We start from the raw sequence: 26,396 nt of genomic DNA, 5'->3' as shown, positions 1-26,396 counted from the left end.
AGGTCCGACTTCACGTTATATCCCACCTTGCGGATCAGGGGATCTGACAGGACCTCTCTAATTATAGCCATGAACTCCCCGCTGAAAGAAAGATGATAACCTTTGCCTTTCTCCACGGAAAAAGCCGCTATGATCCCATCGGCTGTGGTCTTAAATCGTACCGAGACCACCCCCTTTTTCCTTATATCTTCTACCATTTCGCGGGCGGCGTCACGTGTACTTACCTTTTTGTATGCACCCGACACCTCCCTGACCGGGGTCATTTCCATAAGAAGCTTCGTGAATTCCAGCTCTCTCAACAATCCGGAAAGCTTATCCCTATCCGGCTCGCCCAGTTTAAAGGCCTTTATGTCCATATCCAGGGGGACATCCTTATTAAGCACGGCAAGTTCCCGGCTGAGGAACGCGTCTTCCTTTCCCTCCTCCAGTTTCTTCCTGACCGCCGAGGAAACATGGTCCAGGCTACCGTAAAGAGAATCTATGTCCCTGTATTCGGATATCAATTTGCCGGCCGTGACCTGTCCTATGCCTTTTACTCCGGGGATATTATCACTTGCGTCACCGGCCAAAGCCATGTATTCGGTCATGGAAACGGGTGGGATCCCGTATTTCTTCAATACTTCTTTTTCGTCGTACAATTTCTCCCCGAAAGGCGATGGACTAAGCACTTTTATACCGGCATCCACGAGCTGAAGGGCGTCCTTATCGCTCGTGACAATACACACATCTATGCCCTCTGCCCGAGCCCTAAGCGCCGCTGTTGCTATAATATCATCCGCCTCAAATCCCCTTTTTTCCATGACCGGTATCTTCATCGCCTCTAAAAGTTCTTTTATCAGCGGAAGTTGCAAAGCCATCTCATCCGGCATAGGCTTTCGGTTCGCCTTATAGTCCTTGAACTTCCCATGTCGTTCGGTCGGGCCACCCGCGTCGAATACCACAGCTACCATATCGGGTGAATGTTCCTTGACCAGCTTCCGGAAAAATGTCAGGAACCCATACACGGCGTTAGTGGGAACCCCCTTAGACGTCCTGAGGTCCTTTATGGCGTAATAAGCCCTATAGCAAATGGCATGTCCATCTATCAGGAAAATTTTATCGCTTTTTTCATTCATGTTTCAACAAGAAAGTTAATTGTTTCAAGGTTGGATCTTACCGAGGCGTGGTTTAATAGTGTTAATAGCCAAATCTCCCTGTCAGTCCGCTAACCTAATTATAATTATGGGAAAACAATTTATAAAGGAAACTTATTTTGGCGAGTTTCGCACGCGCTTATTATATTATATATCACCAGGAACTGTCAAGGCATACTTTGGTATTCCAGGGAACGGCATTAAAGGCGCCATCACCCCCTGAATATGACCAACACAAGCGCCGCGATCAATATCCCGCAAAATATATAGAAATCGTTGAAGTAGAAGAAATCCGCTAGCCGTTCCCGCGTTGTCCCGATAGATCTGTCTTCCCTGTCCCTGGCGAGAACGAGTTTTTCTTTCCCACGTACGGCATCCTGCTTTTCAACCACCATCTTGTCTTCGGCCGTCACCCTGGCCTCGATCTCGGACCTTATAGCGTCTATCTGTTCCCTGCGGAACCGCAGGTACTCTCCGGCCAGTTTATAGCCGGAGATAACGCCCTTATCCACAAGTTCCGAGATCTTGCTTTCCCTTATGCCTAGATACTGGGACAATTCTTCTAGCGTAAATAATTTCTTGGACATATCACGCCTTTACTTTCCCCTCAGCTATCCACTGGTCGACCTTCGACCTTTCGAATATCCACTCTCCGCCTTCCTTTGTTCCCGGCAGAAGGGATTTATTGGCCCATTCGTATATCTTGTTACCATCAACTTCAAGATATTTGGCCAGCTGGTCTACGGTCATCCAGTCGCCCCGGTTCTGGTTGTCGGACAAGTTGCCGCCGGTCATACGGATGTTACCATTTATCACGGCGCCTTCGGAAACGGAAAGACTGGGTGTTTCGATCTCCCCGGTAAGATGAGCCGTGGATTCCAGTTTAAGACCCTTAACGGCTTTTATGTTCCCCGTGACCTTTCCGGCTATGGAAATGCTCTCACCGGTTATATTTGCGTCTATAGACGCCCTGTTCCCCACCATAAGCTGTCCCTTTGTATCCAGCGTTCCCTCGAACTTACCGTTTATCCTGAGGTTAACGGGGTCGTCGAACCGCAATGTCCCCTGCATGCTGGCGCTCACATCCAGGAATTTCTCCTCAGCGTTCTGTTTTTCCGGAAGTTTTTTTCTCATTATTCCCTCCTTGCGTTAGGTTAATGGCTAAGCGTGCCATATCACATTCTCGACATCAGGTAATGCCGCGATGTCTATCTTGATATCTTCCCGTGATGTCCTGGGAAGGTGTATAAGCTCAAAAAGCATCTCCGTCGTATCCCTGTCCTCCGACCTTTCTGAGTTTATGCTTTTTATCCTTCCGCCGTGCGCGTCAATAATGCGTTTTACGTCGCCTTTCAGGGTAATGGGATCCCCCTTCACGGTGACCCTTATCATGCTGCCGTGTTTCCTGAGGGCCAGCCTTTCTTCAAAACGTGAAAGAAAAAGTATTGATAAGGATACAATGGCCGTAAAGACCGCGGCAGGATACATCCCTACCCCTACCGCCACACCCATCGCCGCGACAGCCCATATGCTCGCCGCGGTAGTAAGCCCGCGTATGGCGGCTCCATAACGAACAATAGACCCGGCTCCCAGGAACCCGATACCAGTAACGACCTGGGCCGCTATACGTGTCGGGTCTACAGACGAGGAGAACCCGCCTGTGGTGACCATAAAAATAGAGCTTAGCACGAAAAGTGACGATCCCATGCCCACCAGTATGTGGGTCCTCAATCCTGCCGCGCATCCATGCATCTCTCTCTCAAGCCCAATAAGCCCGCCCAGGAAAGCGGAAAGCAACAACCTCACCAATATCGTCATAGTGTCCATGATCACCCCAAAGGTTTCGCGTTCAGAGTCAGGTCTGATCTCACGCCCGCATCGAACAGTTCTTCGGCGTAGGCGGCTATCATGACCGCGTTATCGGAGCAATACCTCTTCTCAGGAAGATATAACTCTACATCTTCCTTCTCTCGTCTTTCCGTCATCCTCTGCCTGAACAATGTATTGTTCACTACCCCGCCGCCGACCGCCACCCTCTTTATCCCGGTCAATCTGGTCGCGCGGTACACTTTTTCGACCAACGTATCTATTATAGCATTCTGGAAAGAAAAACAAACTTTTTCTTTTTCCTCTTCACTGCGGGAAGAATCCCTCCAGTAGTACAATGCCGCGGTCTTTATGCCACTAAAACTGAAATCCAGGCTCTCCTCGTCCTTTAAAAGAGGTCTGGCGAAAGGGATCGGGTCATCACCGTCATATCCACGCGCTTTTTCTTCGACCAATGGGCCACCCGGATACCCGAGATCAAGTATCTTAGACACCTTGTCGAACGCCTCACCGGCCGCGTCGTCCCTGGTTCGTCCTATCTCCCTGAACTTGCCGAGCTCCCTGCATTCAAAAATACTAGTATGCCCGCCCGACACCACCACTCCGATGAACGGCATTATCCCGGATAACGGCAGTTTAACCCCATCGCGTATAGTACTCGCTGCCATATGCCCGTGAAGATGGTTGACCCCTAGAATAGGCAGGGTCCGGGCAAAACTCAGCGCCTTGGCGAACGCCAGTCCCACAAGGAGGGATCCGGGTAGACCGGGCCCTTCCGTTACAGCTATCCTGTCTATGTCCTCCACACGTTTCCCTGCGTCATGAAGCGCTTTCTCAAAAACCGGGCATATGAACTCCGTATGGAACCTGGACGCGATCTCCGGGATAACCCCACCATAACGCGAATGTAAATGCACGCTGGAGGACACTTCGCTGGAAAGCACTTTGCCGTCCTCCAGTATGGCGGCGGCCGTTTCATCACAGGATGTCTCTATCCCAAGCGTTATCATTCGTTCTCTCCGTCCAAACGCCCGATGAGCTCGGGCAACCTTACAAAGACCACGTCGCTGCCCAGTATCTCCGGAACAACCTCTTTGAGCGCCTCCACTGTTGCCTGGCGATAATGGCCGATACCAACGGCATAACCATTCTTACGTGAAAGCTCTGCCAATTTTGCCATCTGCCCTTTTATATATTCCCGGTCAAGCTGGTTATCGATGAAAAGCCCTCTTTTGATCGCGGGCACTCCCATCCGGCGCGCGGAAGCCTCCACGACCGAAGATGCCGAGGTATACGAGTCCAGGAAGAACAGGCCCCTTCGTTCCAGGTCTCCCATAATAACATCCATCACATGCTCGTCCGTGGTCGCCCTTGATCCCATGTGGTTTGAAACGCCTTTGGCGTTCTTTACGGAAGCCAGGTCATTGTCCAGGATATCCAGGATCTCCCTGTCGGACATGTCGGTCATAATAGTATTCTTCTCAAGACCCGAGGTCACTTCAAAGGGTTCCATTGGAAGATGCAATATCGTATCTAATCCTTCGGCATCCGCGAAGTCACAGACCCTTGAGGAAAAGGCGAGATCCGGCAGGACCGCCAAAGTCACTGGTATCCCCAGCGCTGCTATCTCCTGAAGCAGTTTTTCCCCGTACCCAAGGTCATCCAGGACCAGGGCTATGGCCGGGGCTGGCGGTTCTTCCTTAACGTTACTGGACGGCACATCAGCCCGTACCCGGGGCTGGGTGGTCGTAGGCTCCGGCACCTTCACCGGTTTCCCCCCTCCCACACGCCCAGAGAACAAGTATACCAGTACCATGATAAAGGATAACAGCGCTACCGTTACGAGGGCAAAGAGCATAAGACGTTTGTACATGTATGGGATCTCCTGAAAATGGTCCTCTTCGTGTCCCCGCGTATATGTATGTGTTATTTCTGGCGGATCTTTTCGGCAGAGGACAACGATATAACCCGGGAACCTTTGACTATATTTACCGCCGTGGCAAGCTGGTTATCTTTTACCAATCTTTCACGCAGAGCTTCGTCCTTTTCTTCCTTTTCATCCTTAACGGGTTTCTTGACCTCATCGATCTTCCTGAAAATATCGGCGTCATCATCCGTCGGAACAGATTTATCCATATCAGCGGGTTTGATCGCCTCCACATAAATATCCGGTTCCATGCCTTTGTCCATCAGTCCGGTGCCTGAAGGCGTGAAATACTCAGCAGTGGTAAGACGCAGCGCGGAGTCATCCTGCATGGGAATGACCGTCTGGACGGACCCTTTACCAAAGGTGGTCACTCCAACGACCAACCCGCGTTTATTGTCCTTTATCGCTCCCGCGAGTATTTCCGCCGCGCTGGCAGACCCTCCGTTAACAAGGGCCACAAGGCCTATATCCCCGAATTCCGGGTCTTTTTTCGCGATAAAATCAAAACGTTTATCGGGGTAACGCCCCTCCGTGTAAACAATAAGCGAGCCCTTGTCCAGGAACTGGTCCGCTACTTCCACCGCCGCCTCCAGGAGCCCTCCCGGATTATTCCTCAGGTCCAGAATAAGGTATGAAGCGCCTTTTTTGATCAGGTCCTTAACCTGCTTTCCCAGGTCCCTGCCTGTCCTTTCCTGGAACTCCACGATCTTTATATAAGCAATGCCGTCGTCAAGGATCGCGGCGTCTTTCACGCTGTCTATCTTTATTATCGCGCGTGTTATCTTGATCTCGATAAGGTCCTGAGCATCCTCCCTCAATATGGTCAACATCACGTCAGTGCCGGGTTCGCCCCTGAGTAGCCTCACCGCCTCGTCCAACTGCATATCCTGGGTTATCTTATCCGAGATCTTCACTATCTTGTCCCCGGCCAGTATACCCGCGGCCGAAGCCGGTGTATCCTCCATCGGGGAAATAACGGTAAGTATCCCATCCCTGATACCGACGCTGATACCAACACCACCGAACTCACCCTTGGTCTCCTCGGTTATTTCCTTGAAACTTTCGGGGTCGAGGAACTGGCTGTATCCATCAAGCGTGTTCATCATCCCCTGCACAGCGCCGTATATAAGGTCCTTCTCCTTGACCGGTTCGACATAGTCCGCTGTTATAAGGGTGATAGAATCAGCCAGTATCTGTATCTGCCGGAAAAGCTCTTCCTTGTTAAGGGCTCGGCTGGCATCCTCCTCGCTCCGGGCCGGAGCGCTAGCTAACAAAAATATGGATATGAATAGTATGACCGGGCCTTTTTTCATAAAACCTGCCTTGTTGGAGGATCGGGTAAACGGCTATGCCCCTATGAAAGCTTTTCCCTTAACATCTCCCCGACCAGTTTGGGGTTGGCCTTGCCTTTTGTCTTCTTCATGGTCTGTCCGACAAGAAAACTTAAAGCGTTCTCCTTGCCGTTCTTGAAATCATTCACGGATCTTTCATTCTCGGATATGACCGTGTCTATCACGGCTTCAAGTTCCGACCTGTCCGAGACCTGTTCTAATCCTTTTTCCCCGACGATATCGTCGGGGGACTTACCCGTATCAAGATGCGCTTTCAGGACCTCTTTGGCGGCCAGACCGCTTATCTTACCGCTTTTTTCCATTTTAATTATGGAAGCCAGCATAACCGGGGACAAGCCCAATCCTGGGACATCGGTCCCCCTCTCCCTGGCATGCATCAGGACCTCTCCCTTTATCCAGTTACACGCGGTCTTGGCATCTCCCAACGCCCTCGCGACACCCTCGAAGAACTCGGCGATGTCCCGCTCGGAGACCATCAGTTCAAGATCCTGATCGACCAAACCATATGTTTCAGCGAACCGCTTTTTCTTGCTCGCGGGGAGCTCCGGCATGAACGCCCTTATCTCCTCCAGGAGGTCTCCGGAGACCTCGAAAGGCACAAGGTCGGGGTCGGGAAAATAACGGTAATCCTGCGCGTATTCCTTGGTCCTCATAGAGACCGTGATATTCTTATTCTCGTCCCAAAGGCGTGTTTCCTGCACGATCTTCCCGCCATCGTCCAGGGCTTCAGCCTGCCTTATCTCCTCGTACGCCAGCGCGTCCCTCACGGCTTTGAAAGAGTTCAGGTTCTTTATTTCGACCTTGCTGCCCAGCTTTTCAGTCCCCTTTTCCCGGATAGAGATGTTGGCGTCGCAACGCAGACTACCTTCTTCCATATTGCAGTCGGAAACATCCAGGTACTTTATGATCTGTTTTAACGTGACAAGATACTGGTATGCCTGTTCCGGCGACCGCAGGTCGGGTTCGGACACGATCTCCAGAAGTGGCGTGCCCGTCCGGTTAAGATCGACATAGCTGTACGGCTCGTCCGTTCCGTGTATCAGTTTCCCCGCGTCCTCTTCCAGATGTGCCCGCGTCACTCCGATCACCACCTGGCCTCCGTCCGCTCCTTCAAGCGTGATACTGCCGTTATACGCCACGGGCATATCGTACTGGCTTATCTGGTAGTTCTTCGGTAGGTCCGGGTAATAATAATTCTTCCTGTCGAACTTCACCGTTCTCTGGACATCACAATCCAGCGCGAACGCCACTTTGACGGCATACTCAAAGGCTTTCTTGTTCAGGACCGGCAGCACTCCGGGCAGCCCGAGGCATACCGGACATACCTGGGAATTAGGCTCAGCGCCGAATTTCGTACTGCATCCGCAGAAGGCCTTGGTACGCGTAGCCAACTGCACATGGACCTCAAGCCCTATCACGGTCTCGTACCTATCCGACATCGTCCCTCCCGGATGAGATCCCACTGAAAGCGCACGCCTTTTCGAAAGCGCCCGCCGCGGAAAAGATCGTCTCTTCCCTGAATGCTCCCGCCATTAACTGGAGCCCCACCGGCAGGCCCTTACCATCCAGACCGCACGGCAGGGAAATAGCCGGAATGCCTGCCAGATTAGCCGGTATGGTAAAGATGTCGGACAAGTACATGGTCAAAGGATCGTCCATCTTCTCCGCAAGTTTGAAAGCCGTGGTCGGCGCCGTAGGGGTAAGTATCACATCACATTCGTTAAAAGCCTTCTTGAAATCTTCGGATATCCGCGTTCTTACTTTCTGCGCCTTCAGGTAATAAGCGTCGTAATAACCGCTGCTCAGCGAATACGTCCCCAAAAGTACCCTGCGTTTTACCTCAGGCCCGAACCCCTCGTTGCGGCTCCTGAAATACATATCGACCAGGCTTTCCGCCGAACGGGTCCTATGCCCGTAATGCACTCCATCATATCTGGCCAGGTTAGAGCTGGCTTCGGCCGGCGCGATTATATAGTAGCAGCTAACGGCGTACTTCGTATGAGGAAGGCTTATTTCCCTGATCTCCGCGCCCATGGAACGGAATATATCCACGGCCTCATCGATACGCCTTTTTACATCCGGGTCGATCCCTTCCGGGAAATACTCCTCGGGAATGCCTATTCTCAATCCCTTCACGGGACTTTCCACGCTTTTGACATAGTCCGGCACCTCGACATTGACCGAGGTCGAGTCCAGCGGATCATACCCCGATATCGCCCTAAGCATAAGCGCGCAATCCTTTACGCTGCGCGTTATCGGCCCTATCTGGTCCAGGCTTGACGCGAACGCTATAAGACCATAACGCGAGACCCGTCCGTAAGTCGGTTTCATCCCGACCACGCCGCACATAGCCGCGGGCTGCCTGATCGAACCGCCTGTATCGGACCCCAGAGCGGCCACTACCGCGCCCCCCGCGACAGCCGCGGCGGACCCGCCACTGGACCCACCCGGGATACGCTCGGTATCCCAGGGATTCCTGGTCGGACCGAAATAGGAGGTCTCACAGGAAGAACCGAAAGCGAATTCGTCCATATTGGCGCCGGCCACGGGGATAGCGCCTTCCGCAAGCAGTTTTTCTATGACGGTCGCGTTATAAGGTGGTCGAAAATCCTCTAGTATCCTGGAAGCACAGGTGGTAAGACTGTTCTTTATACAAATATTGTTCTTGATAGCCACCGGTACGGCGTATAGATCGCCGGCTGGGCCGGATCTTTCCAGCTCTTCCGCCCGAGCGATGATAGCGTCCTTATCTACCCGGATAAAAGCGCTTATTTCACGGTCAACCGCCTCGATACCCGCGATCATATCCCCGGTCGCTTCACCGGGTTTCCCTCCGCGGGCTGAAAGCCATTCTTTGAACCCTGAGATATCCCTGAACGCATTTACCATACTGTGACCTATGATTCCTTTATGACCCTGGGCACACGGAAAAACGAACCTTTCCTGTCCGGCGCGTTCTGCAAGGCCTGGGATACAGGTATGGAAGGTCTTTCCTCATCTTCCCTGAAAACGTTCTTCATCGACGGCAGGACATGTGTAGTAGGGTTTACGTTATTCACGTCAACTTCATTAAGCTGTTCAATATATCCAAGGATACGGGAAAGGTCGCCCTGGAAGCATGAAACCTCGTTCTCGTCCAGGCTCAGCCGGCCCAGTTGCGCCACATAACGCACGTCATCCGCGGTGATCTTGTTATTCTTTTCTGAAGGTCTATCCATAATGCCCCTAAGGTATCATAATAATATTAAATTGTCAATTCACCTGTTCCCGTCCCATGCTCCCGCGAATATCGACCAACTTATCGGAGATCCGGGCAAACTCTTCCAGAGATAGGTGTTCCGCTCTGTTTCCCGGGTCGATCCCGCATTCATGGAATATATTTTCCCACTCCACACGGCTCAACCCGGCTTCTTTCCATCCCGATAACGGGTTTATCATCTTTTTTCTTCTCTGGGAAAAGGCCTTTCTTATCAGGCAGAACATCGTTGTCTCATCCTTGGTCCCGACCCGGGGGGACGCGGGGATGTCCATTTCCAGAAGAGCTGAATCCACCTTCGGGCGGGGAGAGAAACAATTCCGGCTTATCCTCATGACCTTCGCGGGCTTTGTATAGAACTGCACGAAACAGCTCAACGACCCATACGTCCTGGACCCCGGTGGTGCCACTATCCGATCAGCGAATTCTTCCTGCACCATCAGGTATATCCGCTTGATATGATCACGGTTAGAGATCAGATGCTCTATGATCGGCGAAGATATGTAATAAGGTATGTTACCATAGACATGTACCTTCCCTCCTGAAGCTATCTCCGCTATATCGGTCTTAAGGATATCCCGGCTGACCAGGTCTATGTTCCCCACCTCCCGGAACATGGGGGCCATAAGCCCGCATATCCTGGCATCCTTTTCAACAGCTACCAGCCTGCGGCATGATCTCGCGAGGGAGAATGTCATGCTCCCGAACCCGGGTCCGATCTCCACTACCGTATCCTCCCCGGAATAAGGCAATAGGCTGATTATCTTTTCTTTCACGTTGTTGTCGACCAGAAAGTTCTGCCCAAGACTTTTAAGCGGCCCGAACCCCGCTTCTTCCCATAGTTTTTTGAGTTCTTTTAGGTTCATATGATACGGATCGGTTCCCGGAAAAGCAATGTCAAACGGCCTGCCTTACGGCCTTGACCGCGCATTTTATCGCCTGCTTGAAGGAAACGGATGAAGCGATGTTCTTTCCGGCTATATCAAAAGCGGTCCCATGGTCCGGGCTGGTACGAACATACGGAAGCCCAATGGTCATGTTGACACCCGTTTCGAATTCCACCATCTTGAACGGGGCCAGCCCCTGGTCATGATACATCGCCATGACTATATCCAGGCCGCCATTGAACGCTTTATGGAAAATGACATCCGCCGGGATGGGCCCGACAATATGCGGATAGACCGCCCGGGCCCGGTCGATCGTAGGCTTGATAACACTAATATCTTCCTTTCCGATCTTACCACCCTCACCGCCATGCGGGTTCAACGCCGAAACACCTATCCTCGCCTCATTCCTGCCGCATATAACGACACGCGCGTCCACGACCTGCATCAATGTCCTCATCAGCAGATCCCCTGTCAGCTCCCGCGACACATCCTTGAGCGGTATATGCCGCGTGACCGGCACGACCCGCAGTTTTTCCCCGACAAGCACCATCGTGACAAAATCCACTTCATGCCGGTCCCTGAGATATTCCGTGTGACCGATGAACCCGGGCTTAACTCCGGATATCATCTCTTTATTAACAGGAGCGGTGACCAGGGCCATTCTACCACCCGACCCACTCCCTTCCTTCATGATGTCCGATGCCAGGTCCAGGCAATCCAGGGTCTTTTGCGCGCCTTCACGCGTAGGTTTCCCGGGTTCCGCGTTATCAAGCGGTATCCCCGGATCCATAAGAAGTACCCGTCCATCAGAAAGATCGACCGTGGAACCCGATCCCTGCTTATCATGGACCTTCGGCTGGGGCAGGCCTCTGGACTCGAACGCGGCCAGCATGACCCGGGCATCGCCAACAACAATGAGATCCGCCAGTCCCCTTACATCCGGATCGGATAACGCTCCCGCTATCACCTCCGGACCTATCCCGGCGGGGTCTCCCATCGTCACGACAACAAGAGGCCTATTTGTATGAGATATACGCATTCTTCCTTTTTTCTTCAAGCCATTCGACAAGGCTTTCCTGGAAATCCTTCATAAAAAGCTGTTCTCTCAAAAAGTCACTGACCTCCTCATATGCCAGTGGCCTTGACTCCTGGACATCCTCGGCAAAGAACAGATGGTACCCAACGCTCGTCTCCACCACGTCCGACACTTCGCCCTTCTTCAGGTTGAATACAGGACCATCTATCTCGCCAAGAAGTTCGCCTTTCACCACATACCCCATATCGCCGCCATCAGCAGCGTACGGACCTTCTGAACGTTTTTTGGCCACTTCGCTGAAATCAGCCCCCTTCTTGAGCTCCTCCTGTATTTCCCGGATCATCTTTTGACTTTCTTCAGGCGTCCTATCCTCCGCCTTACGTATCATTATTCCCCTAAGTTTGATACGCGGCGGCGTCACCATTTTTTCCTTGTTCTTCTCATACAGATCGCTTATCTCCGAAGGCGTTATGGTTATTTTTGAGGCCACTTCCTGTTCCACGAGTTCCTGGGCAAGCATCTGCTCCCTGATCTCTTTCTCGAACTCGCTCAGGTTGGTCCCCCTGTCGTTCAGGGCGTAAAGGAATTCTTCTTCCGAAGGATAATATGACTTTATTTTATCGACCCGCTCTTTCAGCTTGGCTTCATCAATGGTTATATTCTTTTTTTTGGCCAGGCTTATCGTGAGCTTGGCGTTGATAAGCTGCTCAAGTATCCCCTTGCGTGCTATATCCAGCTGTTCTTCGAGATCCTCACCCGCAAGATTCTTCTCGAACCCCTCCTTGATCGGACCAAAAAGACGATCAAACTCCCTCTGGGTGACCACCTCGTCATTGACAACAACGATCACCTTGTCCACCACTTCGGCCGTCGCAGAGACAGGCTCCAGAACCGACCCACACAACAACAATGCCACACATGATAACCCGACAATAATAGTCCTCATCGATCCTCCTGCTTTAATTGATGCTACCCGCTTTTTCCTTGTCTCCGGCGTTTAAAACACTTTTATCGATCTGTACATTCGTATTCTCTCTTAATCCCGCTATAAGGTCATTGAACATCTGCTGCATCTTCGCCTTACGCAGTCTCATCACGATATCCTGCCTGACATCATCGACCTCCCGATACTCCGGTTCTTTCCTGTCGGTCAGCTTGATTATGTGGTATCCCAGTCGGGTCTTCGTCACCTCGCTTATCTCGCCCGGCTGGAGACCTTCACACCCTTTTTCGAACTCCGGCATCAGCTGCCCCTTGGGGAAATACCCGATATCCCCGCCTTTCTGCGCGGTAGGATCGATCGATCTGGCTCTTGCTATTGCCTCAAAATCCTCACCACTCCGCAGCTCTGCCAGTATACTGTCCGCCTCTTCCCTGGTCGGGACAAGAATATGCGACACCCTTAATATCTCCGGGGTCTTATACTTCTCCCTGTTATCCTCATAAAAAACCATTATGTCGTCCTCAGAGACATCGACCTTATCCTCGATATCTTCCTTTATGAGCTTGGCTATCAATATCTTTTTAGTAGCCTCCTGGATGACGCCCTGGACCTCCCTGTCCTTGTGTATGTTCCTGCGTATGGCCTCTTGATAAAGCAAGGTATCGTTCACCACTTCATCAAGGTATTCCCCTTTCCGCTTTTCGACCACATCCATGTATCTCCTCGGAAGATTGGAAATACGCTCATTGAAATCATTCAAAGTGATCTTATCCCTGCCGACCGACGCGATTATCTTCTCCCCCGGGTCGGACTGTCCGCACCCAAAGACCAAAAGAGACAAAAACGCGGTCATGAACAGATATAAGACATTAGACCATCGTCTGTTCAACATGTTGCTTTCCTTTAATATTATAAATAAGTATTATTACGTATATGTGGTACTAGTATATGGTACCAGAAGAAAAAGTCGTCAGCAAGTAATTTCAGACAGAACCCGGGAATTCCTTATTTTTTTGCCCCGGCCTTGTCGATCTCAGCCCGTAAAAGACGACAATAAAGATCGAACCCCACCTGGTCGATAAACCCGCTTTGTTCCAGGCCCAGGATGTTCCCCGCGCCTCTCATCTCGAGGTCCCGCATGGCTATTTTGAATCCCGAACCTAGTTTTTTATATTTTTTTATCGCGCTCAACCTGGCCTGGACCTCGGATGTCAGGATGTCCCTGTCCCGAACGATCAGGTACGCGTACGCTCTCCTGTCAAACCGGCCTATCCTGCCACGCAGTTGGTACAGGTCCGCCAGGCCGAATTTATCCGCGTGGTCGATTATCATGGTGTTGGCGTTGGGAATGTCTATCCCGGACCCTATTATCGTGGTACAGACCAGGACATTAACATCACCCCGCATGAACTTAAGCATTGTACTCTCAAGCATCCGGGGACTCATCTGTCCGTGCCCGACCATCATCTTAGCATCGGGAACAAGGCCGGCTACCTCCTTAGCCACTCCGTCAATGGTCTCCACCCTGTTATGAACGAAATAAACCTGTCCGCCCCTTTTCAATTCATATTCAATAGCTTCTCTTATCTTGCCGTGGTCCCGATCGATGATCTCCGTTTCAATAGGGGACCTTTCCAGTGGGGGCGTCTCTATCATAGAGATGTCCTTGCCCCCCATGAGCGCCAGATACAGTGTCCGCGGTATCGGCGTAGCGGTCAATGTAAGTATATCAAGGTCCGTCTTCAACTTCTTGATCTTTTCCTTGTGCTTCACCCCGAAGCGTTGTTCTTCATCGATCACAAGAAGCCCCAGGTCCTTGAACTTAATGTCCTCCGAGAGCAGTCTATGTGTCCCCACCACCACGTCTATCTTCCCCGCCTCTAATCCCCTGGTCACTTCCGCCTGCTCTGAGTCAGTACGGAACCTGTTCAGCATCTCTATCTTTACTGGATACCCGTGGAAACGTTCGGTGAACGTAGCGGTATGTTGTTCCGCCAAGATAGTGGTCGGGACAAGCACCGCGACCTGTTTCCCGGACATAACGGCCTTGAAGACCGCCCTGAGGGCCACCTCCGTCTTGCCGTAACCGACATCCCCGCAGAGAAGACGATCCATGGGACGCGGCCTTTCCATATCGGCTTTTACCTCGATAGCGGCTTTTTCCTGGTCCGGGGTCTCCTTGTAAGGGAAAGCGGCCTCTATCTCTTTCTGCCAGTCGGAATCCTCGGCAAACCTGAAACCTACGGAACTTTCCCTCTTGGCCTGTATCTCCAGAAGGTCCTGCGCGACCCTAGCGGCACCTTTCGCGGCATTTATCTTAGCGGCTTGCCACCTTTTACCGCGAAGACGGTTCATCTTCGGAGCGCCTTTATGGAACGCTATGTACCTCTGCACCTTATCAAGGTCTTCATACGGCACATATAACACATCGCCCTCGGCATACTCGAGGACAAGACAGTCGGCGACCCGGTCATCCTTGCGCAGATGGCTGATACCTTTATACCGTCCGATCCCGTAGTCGACATGTACTACAAGATCTCCCGGCTCTATGTCGACAAAAGAATCAATGGGTTGCTGGTCATATCCGGAAGGTTTTTTTGACAGGCTCTTTCTTCGCAGAATATTCAACGGGAGGATTATCACGCCTTTATGTTCGTCTATAGTGCGGAAGGACTGGGTATCAACGCTCTTGATACTTTTCACCCGGCCATCGGGGATATCGATACGTACGGGATACTCAAAGGTGACAGGGAACACCACAAGCGTCTCCCCGACAAGGCTATAATCACCCGTAGCGCCTACATGCCGCCGCCGGTCATATCCGAACTTTTGCAATGTGGCGAGGAGTTCTTCGACCTGGACGTCCTCCCCCGTATAGAGCTTAAGCGATTCGAACATATGGGTCTCACAGGAAGTTAAAACGGATACCAGCTTCCGTCACATTTTTTCCGGCAGCGTGATATTAAGAAGGTTCAGGCCATTGGCGAGCACTATGCGAACACACTCAACCAGAAAAAGCCTTGCCCCGGAAAGAGCCGCGTCATCGGACACCACCCTGCATTCAGTATAAAAGGAGTGGAATGCCCTGGCAAGCTCACTAAGATAGACCACTAAACGATTAGGTTCAAGCGCGCTCGCCGCCGCGCTCACCGCCAGCGGGAACTCTCCCAATTTACGCATAAGGTCCTTTTCCTGCCCCGTCGACAACAAGGAAAGATCCCTTCCCCCGGGAGAGGCTTTATCCAAAGCGTCGCTGCCGAAAGCCTTTATGCTGCATATCCTGGCATGCGCGTATTGTATATAATAGACCGGATTATCCGACGATTCCTTCTTGGCCAGCTCAAGGTCGAAATCAAGGTGGCTGTCCAGCCTGCGTGACAGGAAAAAGAACCTGGCCACGTCTTTGCCGATCTCATCGATTATCTCCCGGAGGCTGACGAACTCGCCTTTTCGCGTGGACATCGAAAGTTTTTCCCCGGCGTTAAGAAGCGTTACCAGCTGAACTATCATTATATCAAGAGAGGACGCGTCCTGCCCCATAGCCTGTACGGCCGCTTTCATGCGCTTGATATAACCATGGTGGTCCGGACCAAGAAGATCTATGAGCCGAGTGAATCCCCGGCTGTATTTATCCAGGTGATAAGCGATATCGGGAGCAAGATATGTATATGACCCGTCACTTTTGACCACCACCCTGTCCTTGTCATCCCCGAACCTTGTAGAGGCGAACCAAACCGCTCCATCCTGGTCATATATATATCCATTAGCCCGCAACAGGTCCAGGGCCTTGCGGACCTCGTCGCCATGCTCGATATCTGATTGCGGTTTCCACACATCGAACTCCACCCCGAAATCATCCAGGTCCTTGTATATCAGGTCCATTATGTGGCCAACCGCATATTTCCTGAAGAACTCTTCGGTCTCCGGCGTACGCGCCTTCAGCGAAGGTCCTTTCTCCTCCAAGACCTTTCGCGCGATATCGATCATATACTCGCCCATGTACCCGTCATCGGGCATGGCGTCTTTCTCCCCCGTAAGGTTACGATAGCGCACGAAAAGCGATTCGCCCAGCATTCTTATCTGCCGGCCTACATCATTGAGGTAATATTCGTTCGTGACCTTATAACCGGAAAAACGCAATATACGCGAAAGGGTATCCCCTATAGCCGCCTGGCGGCCATGGGCTATAGTGAGCGGACCAGTAGGATTGGCACTAACGAACTCGAGGTTGATATGCTGCCCCTTCCCGTCTTCCGAACGGCCGAACACGTCCTTCTGGGCGTATATCTTTTCCAGGAGGTCACAGAAGAAATCATCCTCAAAGAAAAAGTTCAAGAACCCGCCCTTCACCTCGACCCGCCCTACCGAGGGTATCTCGGCTAATTTTCCGCGGATATGGGACACCATAGCGGAAGCGAAATCCGCAGGAGGTATCCTGCAGATGGAAGCCAGCCTCATAGCAATATTGGTCGTGATATTCCCGTTCGAGGGATCGCGGGGAGGTTGTAGGATAACAGGCGTACCTTCAGGAAAAATGGTCCCCTCCGGCGAACACTTTTCCGCGAAAACGGTCTTTGCCGCCTCTAATATGACCTTCGTCAATTTTTCGGTAAGTTCAGGTGTAAACATGTTCAGTAAGATCCCCGGGGAGCATCTGACCATAAACGTTCAAGACCGTAAAAATCCCTGATATCCTTATGGAAAACATGCAATATAACATCACCGTAATCGACAAGGACCCAGGAAGGATTGTTCCTGCCTTCAACTTTTAACGGGGATATCTTGAACTTTTTGGACAGGTCCTTTTGTACGGCCTTGGAGATGGCATCCAGCTGCCTGGAAGAACCGGCGGAGACCAACACGAACCAGTCAGATATCGTCGACGATGAACTCATGTCCATCAGGACGATATCTTCCCCTTTTTTGTCAGCCGCGATCCCCGCGATCAGCTTAGCTTTTTCCTGCGATGTTATCTCTTTACCCACGTATATTGACCCGTGATGCTTCCTTTGAACAGGCTCAACGAGATATGCTCTATTATAAATAGATGCTACTTTTTCCCCATTATCCGGTACATACCGGTGCCACATTCGGGACAGCAACCTTTCATGGCTTTCCTGCCATTCTTCATGGTCACTTCCTTAGCATCCTTCATTTCCTTCTTGGATTTACATTTAACGCAATACGCTTCAGCCATGTGAAAACCTCCTAAATTTTGATGCTTTCAACGTTACTGGATAAGTTTATCATAGAGGGACCATTTGTCAAGTGAATATGACACTCTTAATCCCGGTACAGGCCCTTATTCCGTATATATTTCACCACATTGACCGGCATCATATGATCGATGGGCTCACGTACCCGTATCCTTTCCCTTAACATGCTCGAGGAAATATCTATACCCGGCATATCCACTCGCGTTATCCTGCCCTCATAACCAGTTATTTCCGGGCTACCTGGCCTGGATACGACCACAAAATCGACCAGGTCCAAAAGCGTATCGGGATCTTTCCATGTCCCCAGTCCTGAAGCGGCATCCGCCCCCGCGATAAAGAAAAGTCCGGCGCTATCACCATATACTTCCCTGAAATGACGCACTGTATCTATGGAAAAGGATACCCCGCCCTTGTCCATTTCATAAGTCGATATCTCGAACCTGTCATCACCCTCAAGCGCGAGACGCACCATATTAAGCCTGTCCGCCGGAGATACGTCCCCCTGCACATCCTTGTGGGGAGGAATATAGGAAGGGATGAATACCACCTTGTCCAGATTCAGGGCGTGCCAGCATTCCTGGGCAAGTACAAGATGTCCCGTGTGTACTGGATTGAACGTTCCTCCGAAGAGCCCTATCCTTGGCATGGCACCCCTTGAAATTGAGCGTAGTTATTCTCTTATCTGGCCCGTACCGCGTACCACGTACTTATACGTGGTCAGTTCTTCCAATCCCATGGGGCCACGGGCATGCAGCCTGTCCGTCGATATCCCGATCTCGGCGCCCTTGCCGAACTCGCCTCCATCGGTGAACCGCGTAGAAGCGTTCACGTAAACAGCGGAAGAATCGACCCGTCTCAGGAAATCCTCAGCCGCGCGCGCGTTTTCCGTTACTATAGCGTCGGAATGGCCTGAGCCGAAACGCGCGATATGCCCGACCGCCTCGTCCAGTGAATCCACTATCTTCACATTAAGCACGAGGTCCAGCCACTCCGTGGCGTAATCTTCGTCAGTGACCGTTCCAACGGGTATGTTAGCGTATTTTTTTGTCCTCACGCATCCCTTTATTTTTACGCCTGCGCCAGCGAATTTCGCCAGCATCCCCGGCAGGAAAGCATCCGCGATATCTTTATGCACCAGCATGGTCTCCATCGCGTTACAGACACCGGGCCTCTGCACCTTGGCGTTGAAACATATGTTCTCGGCCATATCTGTGTTAGCGTCCTTATCTACATAAACATGGCATATACCCTTATAATGCTTTATCACGGGCACACGACTCTTCTCCGTTACCTCCCGGATAAGGGCTTCTCCCCCTCTGGGCATTATAAGGTCAATCTTTCCGGCCGCACCGAGCATACTGTCGACCATATCCCTGGAAGTGTCCTCGACGAGCGCAAAGGCGCCTTCGTCCATCCCCGCGGACACCGCGCCCCGTCTCATCGCGTCGTAAATAGCCTTATTCGAGTTTATGGCGTCGGATCCGCCGCGCAGTATAACGGCATTGCCGGATTTCATGCATAACGAGACACAATCCGCCGTTACGTTCGGCCTCGACTCATAGATGATACCGATAACCCCGATAGGCACCCTTACTTTCTCTATCACGAGGCCGTTAGGGCGAGTGGTCGTTCCGATCACCTTCCCGACCGGGTCCTCAAGCGCGGCGACTTCCCTTAACATGGAACACATGCCGCTTATCCTCTTATCGTTCAGTTCCAGCCTGTCGACGAACGCGCCTGTTCGCCCTTTCTCCCGTGCCGCCGCTACATCGATCGCGTTGGCTTTCTTTATATCCGCGGCGGATCTCTCTATCCCATCCGCCATGGAACGTAAAACCGCGTCCTTACGCTCGCGGGACATCACTGCAAGCGAATAAGAAGCCTTCCTGGCCTTTTCGGTCATTTCATTCATCATATCCCTGTTCATTGCGGCTCCTTCGCCCCGCGTAAGGCTCTTTATTCCCCCATAACGACGAGATTATCCCGATGGACGACCTCGTCATAATCCTTATACCCAAGTTCTCTTTCTATGCAATCTGTCCTTTTGCCTTTTATCTTATCTGTTTCCGCCGAAGTATAGTTCGATACTCCCCTTGCCAACACCTTCCCGTCGGCATCGACTATGTCCACCACGTCCCCGTCGGAAAAAACACCGCGTACGCCTTTAACCCCACCGGGAAGAAGGCTTTTATGCTTTTCGACCAATGCCTTCCTGGCCCCGTCATCGACCACAATAGCGCCTTTTGACCTCTTGCTGAAGGCTATCCATCTCTTACGCGCCTTTATAGGCCTCTCGCTGGGATTGAAACGCGTCCCCACATGCTTACCGTCGCGAATGTCCAAAAGAACGTTCTCTCTCCTGCCACGGGCGATAACACCGGGTATCCCTGCCTTAGAGACCTTTGCCATGGATTCAAGCTTGGAGATCATCCCGCCCGTGCTCACCTCGCATCCTTTTCCCCTGCACAGTTTCTTTATGTCCTCGCTTACCATGTCGACCTCACCTATCACACAACCGCTGGCGTCCATGAGGCCTTCCACATCCGTGAGTATCACCAGCATATCCGAATCCGATATATCCGCCACCAGGCTCGACAATCTGTCGTTGTCACCGAACTTTATCTCTTCAGTGGAGACAGTATCATTCTCGTTTATTATAGGTACGGCCTTGAACTCAAGCAGGGAATTAATGGTATATCTTATGTTGAGGAATCGCCGTCTGTCGTTGAAATCATCCTGCGTCAGGAGTATCTGCCCGGCCACATACCCGCGTTTAGCCAGGTATTCATTATAAATATCCATCAGGTGGTTCTGCCCGACACTGGCTATGGCCTGAAGATCGGAAAGTGATCTGCCCTTTTTCTGTATGTTCAGGAGGCCGAGCCCGGCCCCGATGGCGCCGGATGACACAACTATGACCTCAAGCCCCCCGTCCACAAGGTCCGATATCTGCCCCACCAGGAGCCGAAGCACCTTCCTGTCGATACGGTTATCCTTATCCGTGAGGACCCGTGTCCCTATCTTGACGGTTATTCTTTTCATATCTTTCACCTGAACGCTTTCACTTTATGATATATCTCGTCCAGAAGGTCCTTTACCCCGTATCCGCTTACCGCGGAGACAGGGAATACTTTATCCCCCACCTCTTTTGAGAACCTTTCCAGTTCCTTATCGGCCCCTGGCAGGTCCATTTTACTCCCCGCTATGACCCTTGGTTTATTGAATACGTCTTCGTCATAGGCCTTGAGTTCTTGCTCCAGTTTTTTAAAATTCTCCAGGGGATCACTGCCATCCACCGGCTGCATATCGACCAGATGGACCAGGACCCGCGTACGCTCGATATGCCTTAGGAACCTGTCCCCCAGTCCTTTACCCTGATGCGCTCCTTCAATGAGCCCGGGCATATCGGCCACCACAAAAGTATCCTCATAAAGGCTTACCACACCCAGATGGGGATCTTTTGTCGTGAACGGATAAGGGGCTATCTTGGACCTGGCCCTGGATATTCTCGACACCAACGTGGACTTCCCCGCGTTAGGGAACCCAATTATGCCCACATCCGCGACAAGTTTAAGCTCGAAAATAATGGTTTTTTCCTCGCCGGGCTCGCCGGGAGTGGCCTCGCATTTCCTCGCGTTACCCCTGCCGCCAGAGCCACCCTTAGCCACAATGACACTTTCTCCGACTGATACAAGATCCCTCATCACAAGACCATTTGACGCGTCTATGATGATCGTACCCGGAGGCACTTTGAGCACACGGTCCTGACCGCGTTTCCCGATCTTAGTGTTAGAGCCACCGTGTTTGCCGTTCCCCGCGTTATGATGCTGATTATACCTGAAATCCAGAAGTGTATTGAGGTTAGGATCGCTTTCGACCACTACGTTACCGCCGTCACCGCCGTCACCGCCGTCGGGGGTGCCTTTTCTCTGGTACTTGTCCTTATAGAGGCTTTGGCATCCGTTCCCGCCACGCCCCCCGGAGACATAGATCTTGGCGTGATCGATAAGCATTTTATTTTGGCATGACGTTCACGACGCGCTTACCGGTATAGGACACCACTCCTTCGCATTTCGCGAACAATGTATCATCCTTACCCTTAGCTACGTTAAGCCCGGGTTTATAATGGGTCCCTCTCTGCCTGACCAGTATGTTACCTGCCAGGACAGCCTGCCCGCCGTATTTTTTTACACCCAGTCTCTGTGAATTTGAATCGCGTCCGTTGCGCGATGAACCTTGTCCTTTTTTATGTGCCATGACTTTCTCCCGTTATATGTTATTCTTCGGCTTTCTTTTCTTCGCCGGATTTTTTCGCGCTCTCGCCAAGCTCGATATTCACGACCTTTAGCTCCGTAAGGTCCTGACGGTGTCCTTTGATGGACTGTGAACTCTTCCTGTCGCGGTACTTATAAGCGATGACTTTCTTCCCGCGGGTCTCCCTGAGCACTTCGCATTCAACATAAGCGCCCTTTATGGTCGGATCACCCACGAGATAGCTGTTCCCCTTCTTGGCAAAAAGCACCTCTTCCACCTTCAACGTCTTTGAGGACAGGTCCTTTAACCTGTTCACCGTGAACTTCGTATCTTTCTCAACTTTGACCTGATCCCCGTTAATACTCATTATAGCGTACATGTTCTTCTCCTGCAATTCCGTAACTGTTTTAATAATATAAGCTTACAGCAAGCCAATTACGCCTTCGTATACAAATGTTTTACCATATTATCAAATAGGTGAATTCTTGTCAAGTTTAATTATCAAAGGGTTTTATGTGTTCCAGCTGGCGATATAGACCTGGTTCTCCATATTCATCGGTGAGACCGACACATAATTATATGAAATGTACGCTATGACCGACCACATATATATATCCCTTCCCGCGACAAGAGCGCCATTGACATCGATTATATCGAAAGCATCAAGGGAAACTATGTCCCGGGAGGCATATACAAGAGCTTCTTCCGTATCCAGTTTGCCTCTTATCTGTATATCACCGTTCCTGGCAATGAACACATTACGATTGTCTTCAGTAGAATACTGTTCGACCTCCCCCGGTGATGTAACATAGAAAAAGAGGATCTTCACCCTCTTACCGATATAGATATTGTCTGCAATTATCCCGCCGTTCACCGTGCAGTCGCCAACGAACCGGACATCGCCGTCCACGAATACTATGCCGTTATTCGGGCTCAGGGTCTCGTCCTCGAATTCCTTCACGCCATTCCCGTCAAGGTCGTCAGTCCCGTAATATATGCCGTCATCCATAGCGGCCGCCCTGTAAGCCTCGTAATCGAACACCGGGAACGTAACGATAGGAGCACTGTCCCCCTCGGACACTTCAGCGGCATCATTATTGTCACCATTTATCCATACAAGTATATCAAGAAGGTCCGACTCATCATGTGTGGTCCCCTCGGTCACCAGTCCGCGCGCCGATACGTCTCCGGTCACCCCGACCCCTCCCAGCGGACCCTTCAGGTAGACGTTATTGTTCGCGTGGACGTCACCTGTTATCGGGCATATGGCAAGAAGAGCCGCGATCCGCGCGTCATTACCCGCCGCGCACATGAAGTCCAGCGCTGTCGGGATATTCACCCCGAGCTCCGCCGTTACTGTCTTAGACACACCGTCCACCGTACCCGTTGAAGTAACGAGATATTTGGTCTGGCTGCCCTGGCTTGTAGCGTTCCCGAAACTTACACTATAAGTCCCTATATCCAGGCTCCCGGAAAACGCGCTTACCCCTGAAGACCCCATGTTCTTTATCCTGGATACGGCATGATGTATACCGGCTTCGGCCAGGTTCTTAGCCTGCTCTCCCGTCTTGACCCTCCGTATAAGCTCCACATCCTGCCTAAGCATGGACCCGAGAGAAACAGTACTTATGCTCATAAGCATCACAAAACAGAGAACCAGCATAAGGACCATTCCTTTCCGGTCCTCCCTGACGTGACTCTTTATCATGAGCATTAAATCCCGCATAAAAGATCATCCTTCATTTGCCGGTATTCCTCGGTTCCACCTCAAGCACGTTACTCTCGGTCAGCACCCTGCCATTGACCTCGGCGCTGGCGGAAAGTTCTACCCGCAGAACACGCACTAGCGCGGAGCTATCAACCGTGACCTCGACCTGTCCAAAATCGTCCTCTTTCACTATATCGCCCTTTATGACACATATCTGTTCCTCCCCGGCCCACGTCATCTCCACATCATCCAGCCACGCGGTATCATATCCCGTCACAAGCGGTTCCCCACTCCGGTAGGGGAACTCCCATGGATCAGTCGCCGCTGCCTGTTCCGTAATATACGCCACATAGCTCAACGTACCTCCGGACCACTCCCAACCCATATCGGTGGATATGACCGCCTGGAACTGCGCATAACGTCCGCTGCCAATGCCCAGGCTCCCCGGATTAGTAGAAGTTCCTGTCAGGGTATCCCACGATGAAGCTCCCTGCATATCATCGTTATCCGAACTTCGGGCCTTCATGACTATCGAAGTACCCGAAGGCGTACTCCCGTTCCACTTGATCTGGCTATATGACGGTGATGAAATAGTAGTGTCGTACACCTGGGACTCGACCGTACCTTCGTTGTCCCATGTGTCAATATCCATGGCGAAATAGACGTTATTTGATGCCACGGGCACATAAGTCGCGTCACTCCAGTCAGGTGTACCCGCGGCTTGTAATATATTAGTGTATGTCCCTGTCCCTCCTCCTATATCGGCAAGCCGCATATACTGGGAGTTACAAACGCTACCGGTCCACTCCCGGCACTCACAATCGGACGAGTCAAATCCCTCCCAACCCGACGGAAAGGAAACGGATGAAAGGTCGGGGATACTGACGGTTATCAGAAGATCCACCGGATCACCGTCCGCGTCCTCGCGTACCATCGGGAACGCCGTCCATACCGACCAGATCTCGCCGCCGGATGGAATGTTCGCGTAATCCAGTATATCCAGCTTGTCCCCGTCACCATTCATATCGATGTCATTGTCCTCCTCACTGAAAAAAAGACGCTGATGCCTGTGATATTCGCTTACCGTAAGCCCCGAAGGGTCCTGGTTCGCCAGCCCATCCGGGTCCGTATCCGTACCTTGTATTGTCTTACGTGTCAGGTATGCCGCGTCTATCCTGGTCGGATTGGACGACGGGGCCTTGAAACGGACCCGCACGGCGTTGGCGGCCATATCCATATATCCGTTCTTTACTATCGTCCTTATCACTATTGGATACGCCGGCAGATACCCATCCGCTCCATCCTGGGAAGCCGCCCCGGTCTGCGAATAAGCTGACCAGGCTATCATGTTCTTGTCATCCTCCCGATCCTCCGGTAGCTCGAGTTTTATCTTCACGTCGGCGTCGAATTTTGTGGTATTGTTCCGCGTTGTATTGTCGAACGCCGATTCCCGTACCAGGTCATATCCGTCCGTTATCTCGATATAATCGTCAATGAACGTGGCGTTATATTCCAGGTAATTGTTGTTGGACCACATGCTCCCGGAAACCTTCTCCAGCGTGCTGCCGCCGGAACTTAAGGCGCCGGACGGGGCGCCCGCGGAATTATAGTATTCCGCTTCGCGGGGATATCCCGCCGGCTCTATCTTTATAGTGTCCAGGCCAAAAGCGTACCCTGTGGAATCATCGTTCTTTCCTGTCACCTTGAACTTAACAGTATGGCTACCGCTACTCAGCTTGGCGTAACCGAACACCACATTGCGCACCTTGACCGGGTCCGATGAATCATAATAAAAATCTATCACGGGAGACAAAGTGGTTATCTCGAAAGCCTGCAGGTCCTTTTTTATCAGGTCCTCATGTGATGCCCCGGTATTAGTACCATTCACGACATTGGTAAGGAGTGAATATCTCCCCGTGGCGTCCAGGGCGCTATCCCATGAGTTTATAACGGTCCGGCGGAGCTTATCCACGCCGGTTTCACTCACGATATGGTATATGACGGTCTTGCTCCAGGATATCTTATCCGACCCATCTCTTAAAAAAAATCCATCACTGTCTGTTGTCGCCAGTGGCATGGATATAGCGGAGAACTCGCTGCCACCTGAAGGATAGAATGTCATATATGTACCGCTCGACAAACGTATATCGCTTCTTAATCTCTCTATGGCCTTTATCATGTCTGTACGTATCGACGTGTGCCTTATCTCCCCACGCCAGGTCCGTTGCGTATATATCCACACCGAGACCACGGTTGACACCACCATTATGCTTATCACGGCAGCGAACATGATCTCCGCCAGTGTTATCCCTTTTTTGTCTCCCACCAAGCGCGCCATAGCCTACCCCTCGTCACTGATCCGGGTTTTCCGCGATCAAAGTCTCCATTATCACGGGGTTGCCGGAGGCTTCCCCCTCGTCCACCCTGTCCACGCTTACCTTGATCTTGATAAGGTCAGCGTATCCGTTATAATTTTCCGTTATTTCGGTCGTTCTGTAGTAATCCACCGTGCCGTTCCCGTCAAAATCCTGAGACACGGCTGTCTCTGGAGCCGCGGATGGCAGGTCGCTGAAATCGAATTTTTTGAGGACATCCAGTCTCCTCTGGGCTATGATCGAGGCGATATACACGCTATCGGATTTTTCGCTGTAGCTGATACTCTGCGACATGGCCCCGATGAACGCGACAGTAAGTAATGTCACTATGGCCATAGACACTACTACTTCCGCCAGCGTCATACCGCGTTTATCCATAATTAACATAAATTTAATACAGAACATCCCAACGCCCCCATCTTATAGTATATATTATCATAACGCGGGATATGGCAATTTGACCCTCAGTGTTTAGAGATAAA

At 51.5% G+C, this 26,396-nt stretch carries 26 protein-coding genes and 1 pseudogene; all 27 read right to left on the bottom strand.

Going from position 1 to position 26,396, the window contains the following annotated elements; translation table 11 throughout:
• Window positions 1-1,115 (bottom strand): 5'-3' exonuclease H3TH domain-containing protein (locus PHH49_05575; GenBank protein ID MDD5488412.1); only part of this gene is annotated, 1,115 nt, incomplete at its 3' end.
• Between the two features lie 230 nt (window positions 1,116-1,345).
• Window positions 1,346-1,720, bottom strand: coding sequence for an excisionase family DNA-binding protein (locus tag PHH49_05570; protein MDD5488411.1), 375 nt, complete (start codon window positions 1,718-1,720; stop codon window positions 1,346-1,348).
• Between the two features lies 1 nt (window position 1,721).
• On the bottom strand, window positions 1,722-2,267 hold the full coding sequence (locus tag PHH49_05565) for a polymer-forming cytoskeletal protein (GenBank protein ID MDD5488410.1): 546 nt from the start codon (window positions 2,265-2,267) through the stop codon (window positions 1,722-1,724).
• 27 nt (window positions 2,268-2,294) lie between these two features.
• A complete protein-coding gene (locus tag PHH49_05560) occupies window positions 2,295-2,960 on the bottom strand; it encodes an MgtC/SapB family protein (protein ID MDD5488409.1) in 666 nt (221 codons plus the stop codon).
• A 2-nt stretch (window positions 2,961-2,962) separates the two neighbouring features.
• The gene (tsaD, locus tag PHH49_05555) at window positions 2,963-3,970 is read right to left on the bottom strand and encodes a tRNA (adenosine(37)-N6)-threonylcarbamoyltransferase complex transferase subunit TsaD (GenBank protein MDD5488408.1); all 1,008 of its coding nucleotides are present in this window, start codon (window positions 3,968-3,970) and stop codon (window positions 2,963-2,965) included.
• Entirely contained in the window at window positions 3,967-4,833 is an 867-nt protein-coding gene (locus tag PHH49_05550; GenBank protein ID MDD5488407.1) for a divergent polysaccharide deacetylase family protein, read from the bottom strand. The genes tsaD and PHH49_05550 overlap by 4 nt, the downstream gene beginning before the upstream one ends.
• Window positions 4,834-4,886: 53 nt before the next feature.
• Complete coding sequence (locus PHH49_05545; GenBank protein MDD5488406.1) at window positions 4,887-6,200, bottom strand: S41 family peptidase; 1,314 nt, start codon at window positions 6,198-6,200, stop codon at window positions 4,887-4,889.
• 41 nt (window positions 6,201-6,241) lie between these two features.
• Window positions 6,242-7,678: an Asp-tRNA(Asn)/Glu-tRNA(Gln) amidotransferase subunit GatB gene (gatB, locus tag PHH49_05540; protein ID MDD5488405.1), complete on the bottom strand. Its 1,437-nt coding sequence runs from the start codon at window positions 7,676-7,678 to the stop codon at window positions 6,242-6,244.
• Window positions 7,668-9,059, bottom strand: a pseudogene (gene gatA / locus PHH49_05535) (Asp-tRNA(Asn)/Glu-tRNA(Gln) amidotransferase subunit GatA). Before gatA ends, gatB begins: the two are co-directional and overlap by 11 nt.
• 77 nt (window positions 9,060-9,136) lie before the next feature.
• On the bottom strand, window positions 9,137-9,457 hold the full coding sequence (gene gatC / locus PHH49_05530; protein MDD5488404.1) for an Asp-tRNA(Asn)/Glu-tRNA(Gln) amidotransferase subunit GatC: 321 nt from the start codon (window positions 9,455-9,457) through the stop codon (window positions 9,137-9,139).
• Window positions 9,458-9,491: 34 nt separating this feature from the next.
• Complete coding sequence (gene rsmA / locus PHH49_05525) at window positions 9,492-10,361, bottom strand: 16S rRNA (adenine(1518)-N(6)/adenine(1519)-N(6))-dimethyltransferase RsmA (GenBank protein MDD5488403.1); 870 nt, start codon at window positions 10,359-10,361, stop codon at window positions 9,492-9,494.
• Window positions 10,362-10,392: 31 nt separating this feature from the next.
• Window positions 10,393-11,421 carry a 4-hydroxythreonine-4-phosphate dehydrogenase PdxA gene (pdxA, locus tag PHH49_05520; GenBank protein MDD5488402.1) on the bottom strand — a complete coding sequence of 343 codons (1,029 nt, stop codon included), beginning with the start codon at window positions 11,419-11,421 and terminating at the stop codon, window positions 10,393-10,395.
• Window positions 11,399-12,364 (bottom strand): peptidylprolyl isomerase, encoded by a 966-nt coding sequence (locus PHH49_05515; protein ID MDD5488401.1) that lies wholly within the window; start codon window positions 12,362-12,364, stop codon window positions 11,399-11,401. The genes pdxA and PHH49_05515 overlap by 23 nt, the downstream gene beginning before the upstream one ends.
• A gap of 13 nt (window positions 12,365-12,377) precedes the next feature.
• Window positions 12,378-13,253, bottom strand: coding sequence for a peptidylprolyl isomerase (locus PHH49_05510; protein ID MDD5488400.1), 876 nt, complete (start codon window positions 13,251-13,253; stop codon window positions 12,378-12,380).
• A 113-nt stretch (window positions 13,254-13,366) separates the two neighbouring features.
• Complete coding sequence (gene mfd / locus PHH49_05505) at window positions 13,367-15,259, bottom strand: transcription-repair coupling factor (GenBank protein ID MDD5488399.1); 1,893 nt, start codon at window positions 15,257-15,259, stop codon at window positions 13,367-13,369.
• Between the two features lie 39 nt (window positions 15,260-15,298).
• Window positions 15,299-16,990, bottom strand: a complete 1,692-nt coding sequence (argS, locus tag PHH49_05500) for an arginine--tRNA ligase (GenBank protein MDD5488398.1) — start codon at window positions 16,988-16,990, stop codon at window positions 15,299-15,301.
• A gap of 2 nt (window positions 16,991-16,992) precedes the next feature.
• The gene (gene rsfS / locus PHH49_05495; protein MDD5488397.1) at window positions 16,993-17,346 is read right to left on the bottom strand and encodes a ribosome silencing factor; all 354 of its coding nucleotides are present in this window, start codon (window positions 17,344-17,346) and stop codon (window positions 16,993-16,995) included.
• A 65-nt stretch (window positions 17,347-17,411) separates the two neighbouring features.
• Window positions 17,412-17,558 carry a DUF5679 domain-containing protein gene (locus PHH49_05490; GenBank protein MDD5488396.1) on the bottom strand — a complete coding sequence of 49 codons (147 nt, stop codon included), beginning with the start codon at window positions 17,556-17,558 and terminating at the stop codon, window positions 17,412-17,414.
• An 86-nt stretch (window positions 17,559-17,644) separates the two neighbouring features.
• Complete coding sequence (gene nadD / locus PHH49_05485; protein MDD5488395.1) at window positions 17,645-18,223, bottom strand: nicotinate-nucleotide adenylyltransferase; 579 nt, start codon at window positions 18,221-18,223, stop codon at window positions 17,645-17,647.
• Between the two features lie 24 nt (window positions 18,224-18,247).
• A complete protein-coding gene (locus PHH49_05480; protein MDD5488394.1) occupies window positions 18,248-19,504 on the bottom strand; it encodes a glutamate-5-semialdehyde dehydrogenase in 1,257 nt (418 codons plus the stop codon).
• A gap of 29 nt (window positions 19,505-19,533) precedes the next feature.
• Window positions 19,534-20,619: a glutamate 5-kinase gene (proB, locus tag PHH49_05475; GenBank protein MDD5488393.1), complete on the bottom strand. Its 1,086-nt coding sequence runs from the start codon at window positions 20,617-20,619 to the stop codon at window positions 19,534-19,536.
• 5 nt (window positions 20,620-20,624) lie between these two features.
• Window positions 20,625-21,590: a GTPase ObgE gene (gene obgE, locus PHH49_05470; protein ID MDD5488392.1), complete on the bottom strand. Its 966-nt coding sequence runs from the start codon at window positions 21,588-21,590 to the stop codon at window positions 20,625-20,627.
• 1 nt (window position 21,591) lies between these two features.
• On the bottom strand, window positions 21,592-21,834 hold the full coding sequence (gene rpmA, locus PHH49_05465) for a 50S ribosomal protein L27 (GenBank protein MDD5488391.1): 243 nt from the start codon (window positions 21,832-21,834) through the stop codon (window positions 21,592-21,594).
• Between the two features lie 19 nt (window positions 21,835-21,853).
• Window positions 21,854-22,210: a 50S ribosomal protein L21 gene (rplU, locus tag PHH49_05460; GenBank protein ID MDD5488390.1), complete on the bottom strand. Its 357-nt coding sequence runs from the start codon at window positions 22,208-22,210 to the stop codon at window positions 21,854-21,856.
• Between the two features lie 132 nt (window positions 22,211-22,342).
• Entirely contained in the window at window positions 22,343-23,557 is a 1,215-nt protein-coding gene (locus tag PHH49_05455) for a hypothetical protein (protein ID MDD5488389.1), read from the bottom strand.
• 13 nt (window positions 23,558-23,570) lie between these two features.
• On the bottom strand, window positions 23,571-25,877 hold the full coding sequence (locus tag PHH49_05450; GenBank protein ID MDD5488388.1) for a hypothetical protein: 2,307 nt from the start codon (window positions 25,875-25,877) through the stop codon (window positions 23,571-23,573).
• A gap of 13 nt (window positions 25,878-25,890) precedes the next feature.
• Window positions 25,891-26,292 (bottom strand): prepilin-type N-terminal cleavage/methylation domain-containing protein, encoded by a 402-nt coding sequence (locus PHH49_05445; GenBank protein MDD5488387.1) that lies wholly within the window; start codon window positions 26,290-26,292, stop codon window positions 25,891-25,893.
• Window positions 26,293-26,396: the final 104 nt, after the last annotated feature.

It is taken from the genome of Candidatus Omnitrophota bacterium (genome assembly GCA_028715965.1).
Lineage (GTDB): Bacteria > Omnitrophota > Gorgyraeia > Tantalellales > Tantalellaceae > JAQUQS01.
This window is presented reverse-complemented; position numbering and strand designations above follow the sequence as displayed.